Genomic DNA, 22,738 nt, shown 5'->3' on the forward strand with positions numbered 1-22,738 from the left:
TCAATTTATGCTGAAAAGAAGTGTTTCTTTTAGAATCTGGCACGAATGTGTGCCTGTGGCGCAGTCTTGCCGACGATCGTGCACTGCTATGCAAGAGCTCGGCACCACTGCTTGCTGCCGTGCATCGCAGGCTTGATCGCTAGTGCAGGTAGCGTTGTGCCAGTTGGCGTGCCTGTGCGCCATAGACGCTGCCGAACAGCGCGGCATGCAGCAGGATACAAGGCAACTGGTGCAGGTCGATGAGGGTTTCCCACTGTGTGGGAAGCGGGGTGACGTGTTGATAGCCCGCCACGATATCGTCGAAATGGGCGACGCCAAACAGGGCCAGCGAGGCGATATCGGTGAGTGGGTGACCGCCATGCGCTGCAGGGTCGATCAGGACGCCGCCAGTGGGTGTCCACAGCAGATTGCCTGACCACAGGTCGCCGTGGATGCGAGCGGGGGGCAAGGTGTCGTCGAAATCGCCTGCGCGTAGCCGCTCGGCTAGCTGTTCGAATGGGGCCAATGATGCCAGCTGGCCGCGCGCATGGGCGATTCGAGCATAGGCTAGCAGTCGATGGTCGGCGAAGAACCGGCCCCATTGGTGCTCGTCAGCATAGGCCATCGGCAGCGGTTCTTCCGTGGGGCCGTAATAGCCGTGATCAAGCGGTGCCAGAGGGGGAGGCGCACCGAACCCTTTTGCACCTGCGGCATGGGTGTGGGCCAGCGCTTCGCCGAAGCGATAGGCCATGTCGGCGTTGGGGCGGCCGCGTACCAGCGCTTCCAGCACCAGCGTCGACGCCGATACGGATACCACTTTCACTACTTCGGCACCGTGGGCTTCGCGTAGCCATTCCAGACCGGCCGCTTCGGTTTCCAGAAAGCCTTTCGGTGCATCGGGTGCGCGCTTGGTATGCGTCTGCATCGGCACTTCTCCTTGTCCGTTGAGCTGCTCTCGAAATGAAGACGGCCCGTGATCGACATGCAAGCAAAGCATGGCGGCACGGGCCGTAGACGTACATCCGGTTCGACGTCAGCGTACTCGGATCACCATGGGGTCCAGATGCTGTACGCGGATCAGTCCCAGCGCGCGATCGCGTTCGGCCCCTTCAGGGAACGGACCAGACTGCACGCGGTAGGTGGTCTTGCCGTTCGCAAGCTGCACGGCCCGTACTTGTGTCGGCAGGCCCAGATCACGCAGACGTGCGGCCACGGTGTTGGCTCCTTCCTGCGAGCTGGTCGACAGCGACTGCAGAATGTAGCTGGCACCGCTGGTGCTGGCTGCTGCAGGGGCGCTGGTCGTCGCTGCTGCCGGCGCAGGGCGCGCAACGGCGGCGGGCTGTGCTTCTGATGGGCGCGCCTGCGTTGCCGTTGTTGCTACGGCTGGGCGAGACGGTGCTACTGTTGCCGCGGGAGCCTGTGTCGCGCGGGGCATAGGCGCCGACGAGGTCGGTGTAATCTCGGACGACGGCAGAATGGTATAGAAGTCGAAGCTTTGCGCTTCGTTCTTCTTCTGCTCCTGCGGTGCCTGAGCGGCCGACGTGGCGGGGCGCTGTGCCGTCGCTGCTGGCTTGCCCACGTTCCCGGCCGTGGGCGGCTGAACGGGGCTGACGAGCGGCGGTGTCGGGGGAGTTGGTGCAGAGCTTTCCTTTTTGCCGAAGACAAAGTAAGCAATGCCAAAGCCTACGGCAACGAGCAGCGCGCCTTTTGCCCACCCCGGCAAGCCACTAGAGCCTGTCGAAGCGGAACGCGGTGTCGTCTTCTTCCGTGAAGGTGTGCGGGAGGCTCCGCGGGCCATTTACATCTCCTCTGGGGCCGATACGCCCAGCAATTCGAGGCCGTTGCGCAGGGTCTGGCGAACAGCGATGCCCAGCGCCAGACGGGCGTTGCGCAGCGCATCGTCATCGACCATGACGCGGACGGCGTTGTAGTAGGTATGGAACTCGCTGGCCAGATCCTGCAGATACTGTGCGATCTGGTGCGGCTCACGCTGTACGGCAGCACGTTTGACCACTTCAGGATAGGCGGACAGGCGGTTGAAGAGGTGCTTTTCGCGCTCGTCTTCCAGCAGGGCCAGATTGTCGAGGGCCAGCGCCTGATCGAATGCCTTGTCTTCGCTTTCGGCCTTGCGCAGTACGCTGCAAACACGCGCATGTGCGTACTGGATATAGTAGACCGGGTTGTCGCTGGACTGCGAACGGGCCAGGTCGATGTCGAAGGTCAGCTGTGAATCCACACGACGCACGGCGAGGAAGTAGCGGGTCGCATCGCAGCCCACTTCTTCGATCAGGTCGCGCAGGGTGAGGTAGCTGCCTGCACGTTTGGACAGTTTCACTTCCTGACCGCTACGCATCACGGTGACCATCTGGTGCAGCACGTATTCCGGCCAGCCTTGCGGGATACCCGTTTGCAGCGCCTGAAGGCCTGCGCGAACGCGGGTGACCGTCGAGTGGTGATCGGCCCCCTGTTCATTGACCACGGTGGTAAAGCCGCGGTTCCATTTGTCCTGATGATAGGCAACGTCAGGCAGGAAGTAGGTGTAGTGACCGTCCTGCTTGCGCATAACGCGGTCTTTGTCGTCGCCGAACTCGGTGGTGCGCAGCCACAGTGCACCTTCGTTTTCGTAGACATAGCCGTTGTCCATCAGACGCTTGACGGTCTCTTCAACCTTGCCGTCCTGATAGAGCGAGGATTCAAGGAAATAGACATCGAAGCTGACGTTGAACGCCTTAAGGTCCAGATCCTGCTCATGGCGCAGGTAGGCGACGGCGAATTCGCGAATCGCCTCCATGTCGTCGGGATCGGCCTTCGCCGTGACCTTGCGGTCGTCCGCTTCGATGGTGGCACCGTCCAGATACGCTTTGGCCACGTCCTGAATGTACTCACCGCGATAGCCATCGTCCGGCCATTCCGCGTCGTCCGGTGTCAGTCCCTTGATGCGAGCGGCCACCGACAGGGTCAGGTTGGTGATCTGCGCGCCGGCATCGTTGTAGTAGAACTCACGGGTGACGTCGTGGCCTGTCGCTTCCAGCAGGCGACAGATGCTGTCGCCCACTGCGGCACCGCGGCCGTGGCCTACGTGCAGCGGCCCTGTCGGGTTGGCAGAGACGAACTCGACCTGCACCTTTTCACCCTTGCCGAAGTTATGGCGGCCGAACTGCTTGCCGCTGTCGAGGATCGTGCGTACGACGGTGGCTGCTGCGGCGCTATTGGCGAAGAAGTTGATGAAGCCCGGCCCGGCGATCTCGACCTTGCTGACGGCGTTGTCCTGCGGCAGTGCCGCAACCAGCTTCTCGGCCAGTGCGCGCGGCGGCATGCCTGCCGGCTTGGCCAGCATCATGGCAATGTTAGAAGCATAGTCGCCGTGGCTCTTGTCACGGGCGGCGTCCAGGCGGATGGCCGGGGCTGCATCTGCTGGGATGACACCATCGGCCTTGAGGGAATCAAGGGCGCGTTCGAGCAGGGAAACAAGGGTATCTTTCATGAAGAAGCCGTATCGTCGGAAGGACCTGAAGGCCGATGCAGGCATGGCACGGTGCACCGGTTACGAAAATAGGGCACCGCCCATTCGCGGACGAACGGCGGTGCTGAATAGCGCCATTATGTGGCAGCGGGCTACACGGCTCAAGTCGTGTGCGCGCCAAGCGGTGATTAAAAGTGACTGGCGGCATGCTTTGGCGGGGTTACCCCATTAGCTGTGGGTCGATATCCACCGACCAGCGGCAGCGGCGCGCCAATGGGTGCTGAGCCAACGCCTGAATCAAGCAGGCTACCGTGTCATGGCGTGCGCTGCGTTGCTCGCTGGTGACCAGCAGCTGTACGTGATAACGGTTCTGACGGCGCTCCATAGGGGCGGGCGATGGCCCCATGCACAGGGCGGGCAGCTGATGCTGCTGAATATGCGCGCGCGCGGTATCGGCCACTTCTTGAGCCAGCGTCATCACCTGTTCCATCTGTGCACCTTCGAAGCGTAACAGTGCCATATGCTGGAACGGGGGGAGCTGCGCCATGCGGCGCTCGTCCAGCAGCTGGTCGGCCAGTGCGTCATAACCTTCGGTGGTTAGGGTGGTCAGCATTGGATCGTCGGGATGCATGGTTTGAATCAGCACCTGCCCCGGCAGCGAAGAACGTCCGGTGCGGCCCGCCACCTGTACCAGCAGCTGCGCCATATGTTCGGGGGCACGAAAGTCGGCGCTGTACAGGCCGCCATCGGCGTTGACTACCACCACGAGCGTGACGTGAGGGAAGTGATGCCCTTTGGCCAGAATCTGGGTGCCGACCAGCAGGCAAGGTTCGTTACGCTTGATTTCGTCGATGGCTTCTTCAAGCGCATGGCGACGGCGCATGCTGTCGCGGTCGATGCGCAGAATGCGTACGTCTGGCAGCAGTTCGGCCAGCGTTTCCTCGGCGCGTTCGGTGCCGGCTCCCAGCGGACGTAGGTCGGCGCTCTGGCACTTAGGGCAGGCATCGGGAATGGGCCAGCGATGCTCGCAGTGGTGACAGAGCAGCATGGGGGGCTGGCGGTGATAAGTCAGACGGGCATCGCAGTGGCTGCACTCAAACACATAGCCGCACGCTTGGCAGCTCAATGTGGGAGCAAACCCACGCCGGTTAATGAATACCAGCACCTGATGGCCCGCTTCCAGCTGGGCTTTGATGGCCTTGAGCGCGACGGCCCCGATGCCGCCGCGCCGCTGCCCGATGCGCAGATCGACCAGCTCCAACTTTGCTGGCATAGCGTTGCCGGGACGCTGGGTTAGGCGCAGATAGCAGTAGCGGCCTTGGCGTGCGTGCAGCAGCGTTTCCAGCGACGGCGTGGCGCTGCCCAGAATGACCGGGACGTTCTCGCGGCGTCCTCTGACCAGCGCAAGATCGCGTGCGTTGTAGCGCAGGGTGTCCTGCTGCTTGAAGGAGTTGTCATGCTCCTCATCGACGATGATGGTGCCGAGCGCCTGCATGGGGGTGAAGATGGCCGATCGCGTTCCGATAACAATCTTGGCGCGGCCAGAGCGCGCCGCTTCCCAGCCGTCCAGTCGCTCGGTGTCGCTCATGTTGGAGTGCATGACCACGATTGGCGCATTGAAGCGCTTGCGGAAACGCGACAGGGTTTGCGGTGTCAGACCGATTTCCGGCACCAGCACCAGCGCTTGCTTGCCGCGGCGCAGCACCGCGTCGATCAACTGGAGGTAGACTTCGGTTTTGCCGCTGCCCGTGATGCCATGAAGGAGTACGGGGGCAAACTCATTGATAACCTGATGCAGGCGCGACAGCGCTTCCCCCTGCTCACGGTTAAGTGGTAAAGCGGGTTCGGCCAACAGTGGCTTACTGGACGAAGCGCCTCCCGTTACCCATTCCTGCTGATGAGAGATCAATCCCTTGTGTTCCAGCCCTTCCAGCTGAGGGCGAGTGAAGCCGTGCGCCATGATAGCGCTGCTGAACATGCCGAGCGGATGTTGTTCCAACAGGGCCAGCAGTGCTTTCTGGCGGGTAGCTCGGCCCAGACGCTCGCTCTTTTCTTCCTCACTAAAGGGCGTGCCGTTTTTCTGCGTGGCGACTTTCCAGCGCTCGCGGGTCTGTGCTTCGAGGGCGCGTCCTTGACGCAGCAGCTTGGGCAGAGCGTGGGCCAGCGTTTCGCCCAGCGGGTACTGATAGTAGCGGGCCGTGAATTCGCATAGCTGTAACCAGTCTTCCGGCAGCGGAGCGTCGTCCAGTACGTCGGTGACCGGTTTCAGATCGGCGTAGGGCAGGTCGCTGTTGCTGTCGACGCCCATGACGATGCCGACCACCGTGCGGTTGCCGAACGATACGCGGACACGAATGCCCTTGCACCAGCCGCATTCGGGGGCTGTGCGGGACGGACGATAATCGAACAGGCGGCGCAGTGGAGAAGGCACCGCCACATGAAGAACCAGCGGGAGAGACATGGCAGTATCGTTCACGGCAAATCAGGGAGTCAGGCGCAGCCGTCGGTAGGAACTCCGCGCCATCGTATTCAGCATGCCATGATGATGGGGGCCGCGTGCGGATCGCGCAAGCCGAAACATGAGTGTCAGAGGGAGTGGTCATTCGCTGAGGACACGTGTTATAATGCAGCGCTTCTTACGCGCGTGGTGCTGCAATACGTCGGTTGATTGTTGTACGTGCGGTGAGAGAAAATACCCATTCTAATCATCAACGCATGCGGTGCCCGACACCTCTGGTGATCGCGCGGCGGCATGTCTCTATGAGGTATATGCTCATGAAACCCGGTATCCATCCGCAGTACAACACCATCACTGCCAACTGCTCTTGCGGTGCTTCCTTCGAAGTTCACACAACTGCAGATCACGACCTGTCTCTGGACGTATGCTCCAACTGCCACCCGTTCTATACTGGTAAGCAGAAACAGGCGACTACTGGCGGCCGCGTAGAACGCTTCAACAAGCGTTTCGGTGCTGCTATCAAACGCTAATCGCGTTTCGATACAGTCCACAAGAACCCACGCCTTCGGGCGTGGGTTCTTGCATTTCAGGGGATGAAAAATCATTAATACCCCTTGCAGTTGCTGGTGGCGCGTTCATCATTACTGCCACACGCCACACGCCACACGCCACACGCCACACGCCACACGCCACACGCCACACGCCACACGCCAGTCGTGATGATTTCTGCTGGGTAGCGTTTCAGGCGGGTGAAGGGCGGCTTTTTCGGACCTCGCTTCGACAGATGCCCTCTGAACATCTCTGTGGGTAGGTCTGGCATTCTTTTTTGAAGTGCCCGAAGCGATATCTGCGCAGGATTGGGCGCACTGTGTCGGTGAGTGTTGTTGTGTCGGAAGCATTCTGTTCTGCCACCAACGACAGCGGGGGCGACCCTTAGGCCGCCCCCGCTGCATCGTACTGTCTGGCTAAGCGAACGATTAGAAGATCGAGTCGTAGCTTGCCGTGCCTTCCGATCCCGATTTCTGCTGCAGTTCAGGGTCGATCGTCATTTCCTTGAACTGAGGCAGGTTGTCGGCGCGGAAGACTTCCGAGATACCGCCCGGTTGTTCATCGCGCAGGCGCAGACCGCTGTCCGGATCAATGCGGGCACGCACGATATTGTCCGGCGGCGGCATGATGGCGTTCGGCTTGCCTTTCAGGGCCTGACCCATGAACTGTACCCAGATGGGAAGGGCGGCCTGAGCGCCGTACTCACCCGTCGGGGAGTTGTTGTCCATGCCGACCCAGACCGTGGTGACGAGGTTGGCATTGAAGCCTGCAAACCACGCATCACGCTGATCGTTGGATGTCCCGGTCTTGCCTGACAGGTCGCTGCGGTGCAGAACGCTGGCGCGCTGCCCAGTACCACGCACGATAACATCGCGCATGATGTCCTGGATCATGTAGACCGCGGCAGGATCAACAATGCGTTCGGCTACCGGATAGGTCTTGCCATCGGCCAGTGTTGTAGTGGTCGCCGTTGTGCTGCAGTTCGGGCAGGCGACCGGCGGCAGATGATAGCCTTCCTGCTGTTCCAGCAGGTTGGTCGGATCATCGTTCTGCGTCACGCTCTGGATGTACCACGGTTCAACCTTGAAGCCACCGTTGGCAATTTCGGCATAGCCGCGTGCCATTTCCAGCGGCGTGAGCGACGCGCTCCCCAGTGCCAGCGACAGGCCCGGCGGCATCTGGTCGCGTTGGAAGCCCATGCGCACCAGCATGTCGATGGCCTTATCGACGCCCACTTCGTTCAGGGCGCGGATCACGATCATGTTACGCGAGGTGTACAGCCCAACACGCAGACGTGTCGGTCCCTGGAAGGTGCGGTTGTCGTTCTCAGGGCGCCATACCTTGCCGCCTTGGGATTCGACGATCGGTGCATCGTTCAGTACGGTCGCCGGGGTCATGTTGCCTTGATCCAGTGCGGCCAGATAGATGAACGGCTTGAAAGTGGAACCCGGTTGGCGACGTGCCTGCGTTGCGCGGTTGAAGCTGCTGCTGGCGTCGCTGAAGCCCCCCTGCAGTGCGCGGATGGCACCCGTGGTCGGATCAAGCACCACGATGGCCCCTTCGATGCGCGGTACCTGAGAAAGCTTCCAGCCACCATCCTTCAGCGGCAGCACGCGGATCATGTCGCCGGTTATCGGCGATGCGGCGCGGGCACGTGCGGCCCAACGGACGTCGTCACCGCTTAGTGTGATCAGCGTACCATTGCGGCACAGCGCCTTGATCTGCTGACCGTCGGCGCTGACCACAATTGCAGGTTCAAGCGGGCCGACGTTGGCGGCATTGTTCAGCTCGTGCATCCAGTTGGAGACGTCGCCGTCGATACCGGGAATGCGCGCTACGCTGCGTTCGGCAGCGCGACGAGTGGCCTGTTTGACGTCTGCCGACACCGCCTGCTCTTCATCCGCTGCGCTTGTACGGCTTGCACGCTGCTGTGCTTCCACCAGCGTTTTCGGAATGCCTTTCTGCTCTACGCCGCGCCAGCCGTGGCGTACGTCATACGCGACCAGCCCGTCGATCAGTGCCTGTCGAGCCGCTTCCTGCTCGGCACTGTTGATGGTGGTCTTGATGGTGTAGCCGTTGGTGTAGGCCTGTTCACCAAAGTGGCGAACAGCGTACTGGCGCGCCATTTCCGCGATGTAAGGGGCCTGTAGCTGCATATCGGAGTGCGCCTGGCGAACATCAAGCGGTGTTTCCAGCGCGTCACGATACTGCTGCTCGGTGATGGTATTGGCCTGACGCATGCGACTGAGGATCCAGTTGCGGCGGTCCAGCGAACGGATCGGGTTCACGACGGGGTTGAAGGCAGACGGTGCCTTTGGCAGCCCGGCAATCGTCGCCGCTTCTGGCAGCGTCAGCTGGTCGATCGGCTTGTTAAAATAGACCTGTGCCGCTGCGCCTGCCCCGTAGGCCCCTTGCCCCAGATAGATCTTGTTCACGTACAGCTCGAAAATCTGCTGTTTGGAGAGGATGCGCTCCATCTGCAGTGACAGCATGATTTCGCGAATCTTGCGTGAGAAGGTCTGGTCGAGGGTCAGCAGATAGTTGCGCGCCACCTGCATCGTGATGGTACTCCCACCTGAGCGCACCTTGCCGTAGCCCGCCATGTAGGCGAGGGCGCGCCCGATGCCTTTGGGATCTACCCCGGCATGGTGGAAGAAATCCTGATCCTCGGCGGCCAAAAAGGCATTGACCAGATGAGGCGGCAGATCGTCATAAGACACGATCTGGCGGTGCTGTTCCCCAAACTCACCGATCAGCTTGTCATCGCTGCTGTAGATGCGCAGCGGGGTAGACAGCTGATAGTGCTGGAGGTTGTTGATGTCCGGCAGGCTTGGCGTGAAATAGATGACCATGCCGACTACAGCCAGCGTAATGGCCGCCGTAACCGAGAGTGCCAGAGAGACAAGAGTTAAGACTATGCGTGTGATCGACTTCATCGTTATGGGCAGCCCATCTCATGGGAATTGCGATGGGAACGGGAAACAGTGCGGGCAGGCGCGCGGCAGGTGCCGACGACCGTCCCGGACCGTGAACGCTGCGCCATCGGCCGGAATGAGAGCAATTTAGCTGTCATGAGAACAGCCTAGTATAAGGCGCATGAACAGGAGGAACCAGTGAAAGGAGCTTGCAAACCGAGACACACAGTGCAGGAGATCCGATGACATGATTGCGCACGTATCCGATAGCGGTGCACGACTGTGGCAGAGGCTGCAACGCATAGGCTCTCGCTATGCTCCTGGGATAAATGAACGGCAGGGAATCGACCTAGCTTCAGGGGCGCGCGCGTCGCGTTGTGGGGCAAGTAAGCATGCATTTACGCTGAGGCGGCGGCAAGCGCTTGTCTTGGCAGTACCTCAGCGAGCTTTCCAGCTTCATATTGTTCCGTTCGAACCACCGCTGTCGCGGGAGCAGATCATGGCGGTACTGCAATCAAGGAGAATGTGTGCACGCGATCAGTGCCTCGATCTACTCGTTGAACCGCAGGAGCGCCGCTCGGTGGCCGTCTTCTCACTGCCTCGCGCGCAGGCAGAACAATGGCGTGCGCGCTACGCGGCAACGCAGGGAAAAATCGTCGCCATCGAACCGGACTGTCATGCTCTGTGGCGCTACGCCCAGCGGCGGCAGGCGGCTCATCAGGCGTGGCTGGTGGCAATGCCCAAGGGGAGCGCACTGTATTGGCCTGCGGCATGGCCGTGGGCCTATCACGCCGAGCCGCTTCCTTCTGCGTGTGCACTCGCGCCGGAGGATGCCCGCCACACGCTGTACAGCACGGTCCGGCGCGCCGGATTGATGACGGGCAATGACGAACCTTGCCAGTTTCCGATACGTCTGGCGGGTTCGGCGGCACTGTGCCAGCGCTGGCGGGCATGTGGCGATCGGTTCGACTGGCAGTGTTGTGGTGATGTGCACCCTATTGCAGCGGGGGCGGCGCTCAAAGGGAGGCGGCGATGGGCATGAGGCGGTTCGATATCAATATGCTGCCATGGCATGAGTATCGTCAGCAGCGATGGCAGCGGCAGAAAGGCTGGTGGTACGGAAGCGTCGTTATGTTGGTGGGGTGGTGCGGCTGCGGACACCTATGGCACAGCGGGTGGCGCAATCATCTTGCTGAACGGCAGAGGGTATATATGCAGCATGTCGATGCGCAGCGTGCGCCTGAGCGCCGGCGACAAGAGTCCCAATGGGCTGCCGAACAATGGCGTTTGGATGCTATGACTCATCAGCAGCGGCGTCTGGAAGATCAGCAGGCGCTGGTGTCGCTGTGGCAGGCGCTGACGATGGCGGGTCTGCCTGTCCAGTCCGTCGATTGGCAGCCTGAGCAGATTCAAATGAAGGTGATAAATCCCTCGCATCGGCCGCTTGATGAGCACGTGTACAGTGTAGTGCCGTGGCTGACCTGTCAGGCGTTGTCGGAGACGTTTCTTCGCTGCACTCGTCTTGATGATCAGAGTAGAGAAGGGCGCCATGACTGAGCGCTACCGGGAAGCTGGTCGCTGGGCAAGGACCGTGCTGTTGCCAGCGCCGAGCACCGCCGTCGCGATTGGTATGCTGCTGGGGCTGTGGTGGGGCGGGCTGCAGTGGATGATCGCGCCCCAGTGGCGACGCATCAGCCGTCAGATCGAACAGATTTACACGCAGCGCCAGCATGCGGAGCATGTTGCGGATGCGGTGCATCGGCTTTCTACCTTAGGCCGTCTGGTACGCGTTACTGAAGCGCCGTTGCTACAGGCATGTCGCGATCAGGCCTCTCGGCGTGGGGTCGATCTGGTGGCGCTGCAGTGGCATACCCGTGAGGGGCGGCTCGACGTATCGCTGCGCGGCGAGAGCACGTCGCTGCTGGGGTGGTGGGATGATGTTGGGCGTTCTGTCCTCTTAGGGCGTGTTCAACGGTGGCAGTGGCAGGCATTGCCGAAGGGTGATGGCAGTGTGGAAACGGTGCACGGACGGTATCAACTGGACGTGACCCTGCTGCCCGAACCTTGGCATTGGGAGGCGCTGTCATCATGAGCCCTCGTAAAGAGAAGGGGCTGTGGGCGCTGTGTGCAGTGTGGTGTACAGGACTGCTGGTGCTGGGGTATGGGCTGATGCCCCGGGGGATCAGCATCGTTTCTCCCGCGGCCTTGGTTGAACGGCAAACGGCGGCGCCGGACATCGCGGCGGGTGAGATAGCATGCTGGCCTTCGTTGATGACAAGCGTCGTAACGGCTCCCGTTGCCGAGCCGGATACCCGCGGCCATGAGGCCCTTCGTGGTTCAGTGATTAGCCACGGACAGACCTTTGTTATTCAGCAGGATGCTTCTGGGCATCTTTACCGACGATCCGTGCCCGTAGAGCACGCGATGCATAACGATAAGCGGCCCCGCCACGAAGATGCGGTGCGGGTGGCACATAACGCAGGGAAACTACATGACTCGACGCCTTCACACGGTGTGGTTGATGGCATCAGTGATATCCGGCACTGCGGTGCTGAACGTCTTGCCGACAGCAGCACAGCCGATAGGGCAGGCACAGGACTGTCGTCACCTACATATTGATAATGCACGTGTTCCGATTAGGGACATGCTGACGCTGCTGGCCGATAGCGCCCATCTGAATATCGTGATTTCCGATAAGGTAAAGGGAGATGTCAGCCTTCATCTTGATGATGTGACTTGTGAACAGGCGCTTAGATCAGTAATGTCATCAGAACGCCTGCACCGTACACGAGTGGGAGCGGTCGATATCATCGAACCGCAGAATGACCGCCCGTTGTCGGAACGCACCGAAACACGTGCGTTCCGACTTGCCCATGCCAATGCCGTCGAGGTGGCTGCACTGATGCGGCACGATGGCGCGAGCCTGCTGGGTGCAGATGCCGTGTTACAGGCCGATCCGCGTACCAATCAGCTGCTGATCAGTGATATGCCCTCGCGACTGGATCACCTCGCCGCGTGGGTTGCGCTGCTCGACAAGCCGGTGCATCAGGTGCAGATCGAAGCCCGTATCGTCGTCATGCGAGAGCACCATGCCCGCCAGCTGGGCATTCGCTGGCAGCACGACACGCCAGGTGCCGTTGAGGCATCGACGGGTCTGACGCTGCTGAGCGACCCCGCAGCGAGTACGGCCGCCCGATTGGGGCTAGGCTTCGTCACTCGCCATCGCTTGCTGGCATTGACGCTTGAAGCGCTGGAAAGCGAGGGCAGCAGTCAGACGCTGTCCCAGCCCAGCGTCGTTACCGTGGAACGTCAGCCCGCTGTTATCCGGCAAGGGCAGCAAGTTCCCTATCAGGAAACCAGTGCCTCAGGGGCCACCAGTTCGCATCTGCATGATGCCGTGCTGGCGCTCTCGGCGACGCCGGTCATCATGACCGGGCGGCAGATTATGCTGACGCTGGACATCCAGAACGATAGCGTGTCTGATCTACGATTCAACGACATGCCGGTGATCGACACCAACCGCATCCAGACGCAAGTGGCCGTCAACGATGGCGAAACCATAGCACTTGGCGGTATTCTGACGCACAAACAGGTTGAGCGTCTCAGTCAGGCACCCTGGCTGGCCGACGTTCCACTACTGGGCGCGCTGTTTCGCGCTCGGGAGAACGGCAATGAACGGGCAGAGCTGCTGATTTTCATCACTCCGAGAATAGTTGACACCCCTGCAGTGGCAGATTGATGCAAAGAACACGCAATATTTTTCTGGTCGGCCCAATGGGCACAGGCAAGAGCACTGTAGGGCGGCTGTTGGCTGCCGAACTGCAGCGTCCTTTCTATGATAGCGATCATGAGATCGAAGCACGCTGTGGTTGCCGAATCCCCTGGATCTTCGATGTCGAAGGTGAAGAAGGGTTCCGTCAGCGCGAAATAGAAGCGATTGCTTCCCTGACCGCGATGGACGGTATAGTGATGGCCACGGGGGGCGGGGCTATCCTGCGCCCGGAGAATCGCCAGTGCCTGCGCGAGCGCGGGCTGGTCATCTTCCTAAGAACCTCCGTCGAGCAGCAGATGCGACGCACCATGCGTGACCGCAATCGTCCGCTGTTGCAGTGCGATGATCCCGAACAGCGCCTGCGCGCACTGTTCAAGGTCCGTGAGCCGATCTATCGTGAAGTGGCTCACTGGACCATCAGTACCGAACGACGCAGCCCTCGGGCCGTCGTTAATGAAATAAAGCGCCGATTACGCCAGTAACCTGCATCATCCATGCCAGGAGGGGTGGCGATCATTTTCTGCGCATCATCAAAGGATAGAGTCATGCAAACCCTGATGGTCGAATTGCCTGATCAACGCCAGTACCCGATTCACGTGGGCAGTGGCCTGCTGGATGACGGCGACACCTATGCCCGCTATATCGTGGGCAAACAGGTCATGATCGTGACCAACGATGTCGTGGCACCGCTTTATCTCGATAAAGTGCGGGCCCAGCTCGAAGCGCGCGGCTTCGGTGTCCACCATGTGATCCTGCCTGACGGCGAACAGCACAAGACCGTTGAAATGGTCGAGCGCGTCTGGCGTGCACTGCTGGAAATCAACAGCAACCGCCGCGTCACGATTATCGCGTTGGGTGGTGGCGTCATCGGCGATATGACCGGGTTTGCCGCCGCCTGCTATCAGCGCGGCGTGGCCTTCATCCAGATGCCAACGACGTTGCTGTCGCAGGTCGATTCATCCGTTGGTGGCAAGACCGGCGTCAACCATCCGCTCGGCAAGAACATGATCGGTGCCTTCTGGCAGCCGCGCGCGGTCATCATCGACATCGACACGCTGGCCACGCTGCCTGCGCGTGAACTGTCCTCCGGGCTGGCTGAGGTAGTCAAATACGGATTCATCCGTGACAGCATCTTCCTCGACTGGCTCGAGAACCATATGAGTGCACTGCGTGGTCTTGATCCCACCGCACTCCAGCACGCCATCCTGACCAGCTGCGCCATCAAGGCGGACGTCGTGGCCGAGGATGAAACCGAGCAGGGCGTTCGTGCTCTGCTCAATCTTGGCCATACGTTCGGCCACGCCATCGAAAACCACCAAGGCTATGGTAATTGGCTGCACGGTGAAGGCGTAGCTGCAGGTACGGCCATGGCCGCTCATTTCTCTCAGGAACTGGGATATCTGACCGCTGCCGAAGTTTCCCGCGTGGAAACCGCTCTGATCTCTGCTGGCCTGCCGACCCATGCGCCACAAGGCATGAGCACCGAAAGCTTTATCTCGCTGATGCGCCGTGACAAGAAGACCCTCGATTCAGGCATCCGCCTCGTGCTGCTGAAGGCACTGGGTGAAGGCTGCATGGAAGAGGGCGTCGACGAAGCGCGCTTGCGTGCCTTCATCGAGGCCTATCCGCGAGATACGCTCACCATCAGCGCCTGATACCTGTCGGTTTCCTCTACTGCTGCGGTAGAGGGCCTTCCCTCAACGCTCGCTGTTCTTCGGCGGGCGCTGTGCACTCATCACCGGCGATCCCACTTGTCGCGGGTGATGTCGTGCGCTGGTGTAGAGCATAACGACAATGACGGATCTGCTCGCGTCTCGAAATGACGTGGCAGGAAAGTCCGCACAAGCAAGAGGCTCATACATGACGCAACGTCTTCATCGCTCGTCAGAGTTCAGAGACAACTGCGGTTTCGGCCTGATCGCCCATATGGAAGGCCAGGCCAGCCATGAACTGCTCGACGCGGCCATAGATGCACTGGCCTGCATGACCCACCGTGGTGGTATCAACGCCGATGGCAAAACCGGAGACGGTTGCGGGCTGCTGATTCGCATGCCCGATGTCTTCATGCGCGCCATTGCTGAAGAATCGTTCGGTGTCACGCTGGGCGATCAGTATGCCGTTGGGACGATTTTCGTCGGCAACAGCGATGCCCAGAGCCGTGCCGGCTGCGCGGCCATCGAGCGCAACCTTGGTCGCTACGGGCTGACCTTGATCGGTTGGCGTGACGTACCCGTAGACTCTTCCGTCTGTGGTCCGCTTGCCCTTGATGTCATGCCGCGTATCCGCCAGGTGTTCGTTGCGCCGGCAGAAGGTCGCGAGAGCGACATGCTGTTCATGGTCGATCTCTACCGTGCGCGCCGTATGGCCGAACAGGAAATGGTGGCCGACGAGGACTTCTACGTTTGTTCGCTGTCGCCCAAGGTCGTGTCCTACAAAGGCCTCGTGATGCCGAAGGACCTGCCTGCGTTCTATGCCGATTTGAGCGATTCGCGTGTCGAGACTTCCATCTGTGTATTCCACCAGCGCTTCTCGACCAACACCGCACCGCGCTGGCCGCTGGCTCAGCCGTTCCGTTTTCTCGCCCACAATGGTGAGATCAACACCATTTCGGCCAACCGCAACTGGGCCAACGCACGCCGCGACAACCTTGTCAGCGAGTTGCTGCCAGACCTGAACGAGCTGGACGAACTGGTATCCACCAACGGTTCCGACTCCATGAGCATGGACAACATGCTTGAGGTGTTGGTGACCGGGGGCATGGAACTGTACCGTGCGATCCGCCTGATGGTGCCGCCTGCATGGCAGAACGCCGAAACGATGGACGTTGAGCTGCGCGCCTTCTTTGAATACAACTCCATGCATATGGAAGCGTGGGATGGTCCGGCGGGTCTGGTCATCACCGATGGTCGTCACGCGGTCTGTACGCTTGACCGCAATGGCCTGCGTCCGGCGCGCTGGGTAATTACCGACAACGGTTTTATCACGCTGGCATCTGAAGTAGGGGTCTACGACTGTAGCCCCGAGCGTGTCATTGCCAAAGGGCGCGTTGGACCGGGCCAGATTCTGGCGATCGACACTCAGACGGGTGAACTGCTGCAGACCGACGACGTCGACGATCGCCTGAAGTCCGCTCATCCGTACCGTGAATGGCTGCGAGAGAGTGCACGCTACCTGGAATCGACGCTGACCGAAGAGAGCCTCTTCGAGCCGATGAACGCCGATGATCTGGTGCGCTACCAGAAGATGTTCCTCGTCACAGCCGAAGAGCGCGATCAGGTACTGCGGCCGCTGGCGGAAACGGGGCTCGAAGCCGTTGGCTCTATGGGGGACGACACGCCGATGGCAGTGCTGTCTCGCCAGCCGCGTCTGCTGACCGATTATTTCCGTCAGAAGTTTGCACAGGTCACCAACCCGCCGATCGACCCATTGCGCGAAGCGATCGTGATGTCGCTGGAAACCTGCCTAGGGGCCGAGCGTAACCTGTTCGATGCCACCGAGCGTCACGCTCATCGCCTGATTCTGACATCGCCGATCCTCACACGTCAGAAGTTCGAAGCACTGACGACGCAGCAGGACAAAGCGTTCCGTTCCCGCACCATTTCTCTCTATTACGATGAAGGCATTGGCCTGAAGGCCGCCATCGACCAGTTGTGCGAGCAGGCGGCTGATGCTGCCCGTAGCGGCGACGTTATCGTGGTGCTGTCCGATGCGCACATGGAAGAAGGCAAGCTGCCGATCCATCCGGCACTGGCCACCGGTGCTGTACATAGCCGCTTGGGTCGCCAAGGGCTGCGTACGCGCATCAACCTGATCGTCGAAACGGCCTATGCGCGTGACTCTCACCATATGGCGGTGTTGTTTGGGTCTGGGGCGACGGCGGTTTACCCGTATCTGTCGTACCAGATTCTGACGCGCATGCAACAGGAAGGCGAAATCATCGGCGACCCAGCGGACTGCCGTGATAACTATCGCCGTGGGCTGCAGAAAGGCCTGCTGAAGATCCTCTCGAAGATGGGGATCTCGCACATTGCTTCTTACCGTGGCTCGATGCTGTTCGAAGCCGTGGGACTGGCAAGCGAAATTATCGACGACTGCTTCCCTGGCATGGCTTCTCGCATCGAGGGCGCCGGTTTTGCCGAGCTTCAGATGCAGCAGGCACTGCTGGCCGGCGAAGCGTGGTCATCACGCAAGGCGCTGCGTCGCGGTGGGCTGCTCAAATACGTGCATGGCACGGAATACCATGCCTTCAACCCTGATGTGGTCAAGACCCTGCAGGCCGCTGTGCAGCATGGCGACTATGAGCAGTGGAAGGAATTCGCACGTTTGGTCAACGACCGCCAGGTTATGACGATCCGCGATCTGTTCCGTCTCAAGCCCGGCCAGCGCCCGATCTCGCTTGATGAAGTCGAGTCGGTGGAATCGCTGCTGCCTCGCTTTGACAGCGCGGGCATGTCGTTGGGGGCATTGTCGCCTGAGGCGCATGAAGCGCTGGCGCAGGCCATGAACGAAATGGGTGGCCGTTCCAACTCTGGTGAAGGTGGTGAAGACCCCGTTCGCTATGGCACCGTCAAACGCTCCAAAATCAAGCAGATCGCTTCCGGGCGATTTGGTGTGACGCCAGCCTATCTGGCCAGCGCCGACGTTCTGCAGATCAAGGTGGCGCAAGGGGCCAAGCCGGGCGAAGGCGGGCAGCTGCCGGGCAGCAAGGTCAACGGCCTTATCGCACGGCTGCGCTATGCCGTGCCGGGCGTGACGCTGATCTCGCCGCCGCCGCACCACGATATCTATTCCATTGAAGATTTGGCGCAGCTGATCTTCGACCTCAAACAGGTCAATCCGCGTGCGCAGGTGTCGGTCAAGCTAGTATCCGAGCCGGGCATTGGGACGATCGCATCGGGTGTTGCTAAAGCCTATGCGGACCTGATCACTATTTCCGGTTACGACGGCGGTACGGCCGCCAGTCCGATCACTTCCATTCGTCACGCGGGTTCGCCGTGGGAGCTGGGGCTGCCGGAAGTGCATCAGGCGTTGCGCACCAACGGCCTGCGCCACAAGATCCGTCTCCAGACGGATGGCGGTCTGAAGACCGGGCTAGACGTGGTCAAAGCCGCGATCTTCGGGGCAGAAAGCTTCGGTTTCGGTACTGCACCGATGGTGGCGCTGGGGTGTAAATACCTGAAGATCTGTCACCTCAACAACTGTGCGACGGGGGTAGCGACGCAGCATGAGCAGCTGCGCCACGAGCACTTCCGTGGCACCGTCAACATGGTCAAGCACTACTTCCACTTCATTGCGGAAGAAGTACGCGAAATCATGGCGATGCTGGGCATTCGTCGCTTGACCGACCTGATCGGTCGTACCGATCTGCTGGAACGCATCGAAGGCGATACACCGCAGCAGAAGCGTCTTGATCTGACTCCGCTGCTGCTTAACGATGAAATCGATCCGCATGCTCCGCAGTTCTGCACCTTGACGCGCAATGCACCGCACGACAAGGGGCTGAAGAACCGCGAGATGTACGAAACGATGGCCAGTGCCATTGCCCGTCGTACAGGCGGCGAGTTCTCGTTCACCGTCACCAACTGCGACCGCTCCGTCGGGGCGCGTGTGTCCGGTGAAATCGCACGTCGCTATGGCGAAGAAGGTATGGACGAAGCACCGCTTGACGTGCATCTGCGCGGTGTCGTCGGCCAGAGCTTCGGGGTATGGAACGCTCGCGGGCTGAACATGTACCTCGAAGGCGATGCCAACGACTATGTCGGTAAAGGTATGAACGGCGGCAAGCTGGTCATCACTCCGCCAGAAGGTAGCCGCTTCGAAAGCCGTGAGACAGCGATCATGGGCAACACCTGCCTTTACGGCGCGACCGGCGGCAAGCTGTTCGCCGCAGGAACGGCTGGCGAACGTTTCGGGGTACGTAACTCCGGTACGCATGCCGTGGTCGAAGGCGTAGGCAACCACGGCTGCGAGTACATGACTGGCGGTATGGTCTGCGTACTGGGGCCGACGGGCGTCAACTTTGGGGCGGGCATGACCGGTGGTTTTGCCTATGTGCTGGATGAAGACCGCGGCTTCGTGGATCGTTATAACCATGAGCTGGTCGAAATCTGCCGCCTCAGCGGTGAAACGATGGATGCCTATCGTCGTCACCTGCGTGAAGTGATCGAAGAGCATGTGGCCGAGACGCACTCGGCATGGGGCCAGTGGATACTGGATGACTTCAACGCGTATCTGCGCCATTTCTGGCTGGTCAAACCGAAGGCCGCCAGCCTGCACGATCTGCTGAAGCAGCCGAGTCGCGGCGCTCAGTAACGGCAGCTTCGGCACTGTGGTGTCGGAGAGCACAATGGCAGGCAGTGCCCGTGGGCGCTGCCTCTCGACGGATGCAGAATCGAAAGAGGTTTTCTCATGACCGAACGTCTTGCCAATAATTTTCAGTTCATCGATGTAGGTCGGCACGATCCCGAGAAGAAAGATGCCCGCCTACGCGCTCGCGACTTCAACGAGATCTACGCGTCCTTCCGTCCGCAGGATGCGTCCAGTCAGGCGCACCGTTGCCTGGGCTGCGGTAACCCGTACTGCGAGTGGAAGTGCCCGGTCCACAACTACATTCCCGACTGGCTACGCTTGGTCAGCGAAGGCAACATCCTCAAGGCCGCGGAGCTGTCTCACCAGACCAACTCGCTGCCGGAAGTCTGTGGTCGTGTGTGTCCGCAGGATCGCCTGTGCGAAGGGGCCTGCACGCTGAACGATGGTTTTGGAGCCGTCACCATCGGGTCGGTAGAGAAGTACATTACCGAAACCGCTTTTGCGTTGGGCTGGCGCCCCGACATGAGCAACGTGCGCTGGACGAGCCGCCGCGTTGCCATCGTCGGTGCCGGTCCTGCCGGGCTAGCCTGTGCGGACGTGCTGGTACGCAACGGTGTACGTCCGGTCGTCTACGACCGTCATCCGGAAATCGGCGGGCTGCTGACCTTCGGGATTCCCGAATTTAAGCTCGAAAAGACCGTGATGACGCGTCGCCGTGCGATCTTTGAAGACATGGGCGTTCACTTCCACCTCAACAGTGAAGTGGGACGTGATGTCAGCTTTACCGATCTGATCGAAGGCTACGATGCGGTCTTCATCGGTACTGGTACCTACAAGTCTATGACCGGTGGGCTGCCGGGCGAAGAGCTGCCGGGTGTGCACAAGGCGCTCGACTTCCTGATCAGCAACGTCAAGCACCGCCTGGGGTTGGGAACGGACGTCGAGTACCTGTCGATGCGCGACAAACGCGTCGTGGTGCTGGGCGGCGGTGATACCGCGATGGACTGCACGCGTACGGCGATTCGTCAGGGCGCGGCTTCTGTGACCTGTGCCTATCGTCGTGATGAAGCGAACATGCCGGGTTCACGCCGCGAAGTGAAGAATGCGCGTGAAGAAGGCGTCGAGTTCAGCTTCAACCGCCAACCGATCGCGATCGAAGCGGGAGCTGACGGTCAGGTGACGGGGGTCAGGGTTGTCCAGACGCGTCTGGGATCACCGGATGCCGAAGGGCGTCGCGTCGCAGAAGTCATCCCTGGCTCTGAAATGGTCATGCCAGCTGATGTTGTCATCATCGCCTTTGGCTTCCAGCCGCACGATACACCGTGGTTGGCCGAGCACGGCATTGATGTGGACAGCCGTGGCCGCGTGGTGGCATCGGTGCAGGAAAATGTTGGTGGTCAGTTGGCGTATCAGACCACCAACGACAAGGTGTTTGCTGGCGGCGATATGGTCCGTGGTTCCGATCTGGTGGTGACCGCCGTGCATGAAGGACGCGTAGCGGCCAGCAGCATTCTGGACTACCTGAAGGTGTAATTCACGGCATGCATCTCGCCCCGTATCACCGGTGAGGTCGCGTGCCGTTCACCCGCATCAACAGGTTCTGACTGGCGGGTGAGCGATGTTTTAAACAGAAAGGCAGACTCATGGAGTCTGCCTTTTTGCGTTTGGCTCTGGGGGCCATATGGAATGGACTATCGCTGTGGGGAAGGCGGTTGCGAGTGAACAGGTGATGGTTAGTTTTATCGTTCAGCTTTCGCTGATAATGAAATGTTTCCAGTGCTGGGGAGCCTGCTGGAATACGTTCTGTTGGCCTTGAGCATGCTTGAAGTATGACTCGACCACCAGCGGAATCAGCTGTTCCACTTCATTGCTTTCTATTTCGTGGATGTGGGAAAAGTCATGCCCATGACCATAGGTTTGAATGATTTCCCTATAGCCATCTATATCGGCCAGTACTTCTACATTGCCGGTATGCACAAAGAACGAAGCGATTTCTTCCAGTAGACTTCTTCTACTATCAATGGGGAAGAACATCTGTCGCACACGCTTTTCGATACGCTGCCTGAAAAGTTCGTCTCGCGGGGGCTTGAATAGCTTGATTCCCCAGTAATACCTTTCCCAGAAGGGGTCTTCTATGAGGGCTTGTATCAAGGATTGAGACCCTCCTTCCATAATAATTGTGCTGCGATCCTTCAGTAGCGATGTCGCGAGATCCTTGGCTCTTTCATTGGCGTGTTGCGCATCAATGATGCCATGTGAGAGGGCATCTGTCGTATCGGTTAGATAATAGCGTTGCGTATGCTTCAGTTCTTCCTGAGAAGGGGCTCCGCTACCCATTTCTATTTCTCGGTAGCCTTGGAATCTATCCAGTGCGATTACAGGGGCATCTTTATCAATGGCGAGCTTGACGGATAAGTCCGTTTTGCCAACCGATGTTGGGCCCCATATCAGCAAGATGGTTTTTTTCATGAGCGATGCATATCCTCAAAGAAGTGTTCTGTTACACGAAATGCCTTTCTCAATACGCCTTTTCCCCATTTCCCAAAAACAGTAATAATGCTAAGTCTATTATTACATTCTATTGATATAAATCCGTTGTTGAGATATATGCATTTTTTATTCGAATTATTGATGCGATTAAGCGTGAATATTTCGATGGTCTTGAGTTCAGCTTCCGATATAATGCAATCACTAGGGTGGATATTGTCGGTGATTTCTACTCTCTTTATATGGTCGTTGAACGTAAATATTACGGTCTTATTGCCGTATACGAAAGAATGGCGGTGTCTGGTGTCATGTTCAATCAGCCCAATAAACGCGCTTATATCCCAGTCCAGAAAGTCGAATATATCCTGCTGTATGATTTCCTTGATACAGATAAGTTCTATCAAGTTGGGATGGGAGGGAGGCCATTGGCCGGGGCTAGTATCATCCAACGTTATGATCTCTCCTCGCTGTAAGGGATTTTCTGGAGTATGTGATACTTTGCTCTCTATTGGTAACTGTACGTTCGGGTAATCCTTAAAAAATGTCATGAAAAAGATATCTAAATAATTTTTATATATTTGCAATATTTTGGAATAAGAAAGAATGTCATGCCATCTTGTGATGGTTTAAATGAGGAACAATTTTATTGTGAGATACTGTAAAAAGGCGGAGTAAACAAATAGGTGTTGAATGCATGATAAGCATTAACACCTAGTATCAGTATAAAGAATATGGTGTATATCCGGTATTAGCGTGCAGCCAAACGCCATATCAGGTAAAAGGACAGACTCATGGCGTCTGCTTTT

General features: G+C 59.2%; 17 protein-coding genes. 11 read left to right on the forward strand and 6 right to left on the reverse strand.

The window, feature by feature from the left end; translation table 11 throughout:
- Positions 1-139: 139 nt before the first annotated feature.
- The 4 genes from ACMHYW_RS03765 to ACMHYW_RS03780 all read right to left on the reverse strand — a co-directional run bounded on the left by ACMHYW_RS03765 (position 140) and on the right by ACMHYW_RS03780 (position 5,903).
- The gene (locus ACMHYW_RS03765) at positions 140-904 is read right to left on the reverse strand and encodes a fructosamine kinase family protein (protein WP_414500954.1); all 765 of its coding nucleotides are present in this window, start codon (positions 902-904) and stop codon (positions 140-142) included.
- Between the two features lie 108 nt (positions 905-1,012).
- Entirely contained in the window at positions 1,013-1,777 is a 765-nt protein-coding gene (locus tag ACMHYW_RS03770; RefSeq protein WP_414500955.1) for an SPOR domain-containing protein, read from the reverse strand.
- Complete coding sequence (argS, locus tag ACMHYW_RS03775; RefSeq protein ID WP_414500956.1) at positions 1,778-3,463, reverse strand: arginine--tRNA ligase; 1,686 nt, start codon at positions 3,461-3,463, stop codon at positions 1,778-1,780.
- Between the two features lie 199 nt (positions 3,464-3,662).
- Positions 3,663-5,903, reverse strand: a complete 2,241-nt coding sequence (locus tag ACMHYW_RS03780) for a primosomal protein N' (RefSeq protein ID WP_414500957.1) — start codon at positions 5,901-5,903, stop codon at positions 3,663-3,665.
- A gap of 314 nt (positions 5,904-6,217) precedes the next feature.
- On the opposite strand from ACMHYW_RS03780, the gene rpmE reads away from it, so the two are divergent.
- Complete coding sequence (gene rpmE / locus ACMHYW_RS03785; RefSeq protein WP_027705243.1) at positions 6,218-6,430, forward strand: 50S ribosomal protein L31; 213 nt, start codon at positions 6,218-6,220, stop codon at positions 6,428-6,430.
- 447 nt (positions 6,431-6,877) lie between these two features.
- On the opposite strand, the gene ACMHYW_RS03790 is transcribed toward rpmE, so the two are convergent.
- The gene (locus tag ACMHYW_RS03790; RefSeq protein WP_414500958.1) at positions 6,878-9,385 is read right to left on the reverse strand and encodes a penicillin-binding protein 1A; all 2,508 of its coding nucleotides are present in this window, start codon (positions 9,383-9,385) and stop codon (positions 6,878-6,880) included.
- Between the two features lie 478 nt (positions 9,386-9,863).
- Between ACMHYW_RS03790 and ACMHYW_RS03795 the strand changes: the two genes are divergently transcribed.
- From ACMHYW_RS03795 to ACMHYW_RS03835, 9 genes are all read left to right on the forward strand, one after another.
- A complete protein-coding gene (locus ACMHYW_RS03795; RefSeq protein ID WP_414500959.1) occupies positions 9,864-10,406 on the forward strand; it encodes a hypothetical protein in 543 nt (180 codons plus the stop codon).
- Positions 10,403-10,921, forward strand: coding sequence for a hypothetical protein (locus tag ACMHYW_RS03800; protein ID WP_414500960.1), 519 nt, complete (start codon positions 10,403-10,405; stop codon positions 10,919-10,921). The genes ACMHYW_RS03795 and ACMHYW_RS03800 overlap by 4 nt, the downstream gene beginning before the upstream one ends.
- A complete protein-coding gene (locus tag ACMHYW_RS03805) occupies positions 10,914-11,456 on the forward strand; it encodes a hypothetical protein (protein WP_414500961.1) in 543 nt (180 codons plus the stop codon). Before ACMHYW_RS03800 ends, ACMHYW_RS03805 begins: the two co-directional genes overlap by 8 nt.
- A complete protein-coding gene (locus tag ACMHYW_RS03810) occupies positions 11,453-11,983 on the forward strand; it encodes a hypothetical protein (RefSeq protein ID WP_414500962.1) in 531 nt (176 codons plus the stop codon). Before ACMHYW_RS03805 ends, ACMHYW_RS03810 begins: the two co-directional genes overlap by 4 nt.
- Positions 11,886-13,103, forward strand: a complete 1,218-nt coding sequence (locus tag ACMHYW_RS03815) for a secretin N-terminal domain-containing protein (RefSeq protein ID WP_414500963.1) — start codon at positions 11,886-11,888, stop codon at positions 13,101-13,103. Before ACMHYW_RS03810 ends, ACMHYW_RS03815 begins: the two co-directional genes overlap by 98 nt.
- On the forward strand, positions 13,103-13,618 hold the full coding sequence (aroK, locus tag ACMHYW_RS03820; RefSeq protein ID WP_414500964.1) for a shikimate kinase AroK: 516 nt from the start codon (positions 13,103-13,105) through the stop codon (positions 13,616-13,618). Before ACMHYW_RS03815 ends, aroK begins: the two co-directional genes overlap by 1 nt.
- A 63-nt stretch (positions 13,619-13,681) precedes the next feature.
- Positions 13,682-14,791, forward strand: coding sequence for a 3-dehydroquinate synthase (gene aroB, locus ACMHYW_RS03825; protein ID WP_038279635.1), 1,110 nt, complete (start codon positions 13,682-13,684; stop codon positions 14,789-14,791).
- A gap of 205 nt (positions 14,792-14,996) precedes the next feature.
- Complete coding sequence (gene gltB / locus ACMHYW_RS03830; protein WP_414500965.1) at positions 14,997-19,448, forward strand: glutamate synthase large subunit; 4,452 nt, start codon at positions 14,997-14,999, stop codon at positions 19,446-19,448.
- 96 nt (positions 19,449-19,544) lie between these two features.
- On the forward strand, positions 19,545-20,978 hold the full coding sequence (locus ACMHYW_RS03835; RefSeq protein WP_414500966.1) for an FAD-dependent oxidoreductase: 1,434 nt from the start codon (positions 19,545-19,547) through the stop codon (positions 20,976-20,978).
- A 213-nt stretch (positions 20,979-21,191) separates the two neighbouring features.
- On the opposite strand, the gene ACMHYW_RS03840 is transcribed toward ACMHYW_RS03835, so the two are convergent.
- Positions 21,192-21,914, reverse strand: coding sequence for an isopentenyl transferase family protein (locus tag ACMHYW_RS03840; protein WP_414500967.1), 723 nt, complete (start codon positions 21,912-21,914; stop codon positions 21,192-21,194).
- Positions 21,915-22,141: 227 nt separating this feature from the next.
- On the opposite strand from ACMHYW_RS03840, the gene ACMHYW_RS03845 reads away from it, so the two are divergent.
- A complete protein-coding gene (locus ACMHYW_RS03845) occupies positions 22,142-22,405 on the forward strand; it encodes a hypothetical protein (protein WP_414500968.1) in 264 nt (87 codons plus the stop codon).
- Positions 22,406-22,738 lie beyond the last annotated feature (333 nt).

This window comes from Zymobacter sp. IVIA_12111.31 C1, assembly GCF_047495495.1.
Lineage (GTDB): Bacteria > Pseudomonadota > Gammaproteobacteria > Pseudomonadales > Halomonadaceae > Zymobacter.

Coding starts and splice junctions, on each gene's coding strand:
- rpmE (WP_027705243.1), top strand. CDS start 6,218: ATGAAACCCGGTATCCATCCGCAGTACAACACCATCACTGCCAACTGC.
- ACMHYW_RS03805 (WP_414500961.1), top strand. CDS start 10,914: ATGACTGAGCGCTACCGGGAAGCTGGTCGCTGGGCAAGGACCGTGCTG.
- ACMHYW_RS03790 (WP_414500958.1), bottom strand. CDS start 9,385: ATGAAGTCGATCACACGCATAGTCTTAACTCTTGTCTCTCTGGCACTC.
- argS (WP_414500956.1), bottom strand. CDS start 3,463: ATGAAAGATACCCTTGTTTCCCTGCTCGAACGCGCCCTTGATTCCCTC.
- gltB (WP_414500965.1), top strand. CDS start 14,997: ATGACGCAACGTCTTCATCGCTCGTCAGAGTTCAGAGACAACTGCGGT.
- ACMHYW_RS03810 (WP_414500962.1), top strand. CDS start 11,453: ATGAGCCCTCGTAAAGAGAAGGGGCTGTGGGCGCTGTGTGCAGTGTGG.
- ACMHYW_RS03765 (WP_414500954.1), bottom strand. CDS start 904: ATGCAGACGCATACCAAGCGCGCACCCGATGCACCGAAAGGCTTTCTG.
- ACMHYW_RS03800 (WP_414500960.1), top strand. CDS start 10,403: ATGAGGCGGTTCGATATCAATATGCTGCCATGGCATGAGTATCGTCAG.
- ACMHYW_RS03815 (WP_414500963.1), top strand. CDS start 11,886: ATGGCATCAGTGATATCCGGCACTGCGGTGCTGAACGTCTTGCCGACA.
- aroB (WP_038279635.1), top strand. CDS start 13,682: ATGCAAACCCTGATGGTCGAATTGCCTGATCAACGCCAGTACCCGATT.
- aroK (WP_414500964.1), top strand. CDS start 13,103: ATGCAAAGAACACGCAATATTTTTCTGGTCGGCCCAATGGGCACAGGC.
- ACMHYW_RS03780 (WP_414500957.1), bottom strand. CDS start 5,903: ATGTCTCTCCCGCTGGTTCTTCATGTGGCGGTGCCTTCTCCACTGCGC.
- ACMHYW_RS03840 (WP_414500967.1), bottom strand. CDS start 21,914: ATGAAAAAAACCATCTTGCTGATATGGGGCCCAACATCGGTTGGCAAA.
- ACMHYW_RS03770 (WP_414500955.1), bottom strand. CDS start 1,777: ATGGCCCGCGGAGCCTCCCGCACACCTTCACGGAAGAAGACGACACCG.
- ACMHYW_RS03835 (WP_414500966.1), top strand. CDS start 19,545: ATGACCGAACGTCTTGCCAATAATTTTCAGTTCATCGATGTAGGTCGG.
- ACMHYW_RS03795 (WP_414500959.1), top strand. CDS start 9,864: ATGGCGGTACTGCAATCAAGGAGAATGTGTGCACGCGATCAGTGCCTC.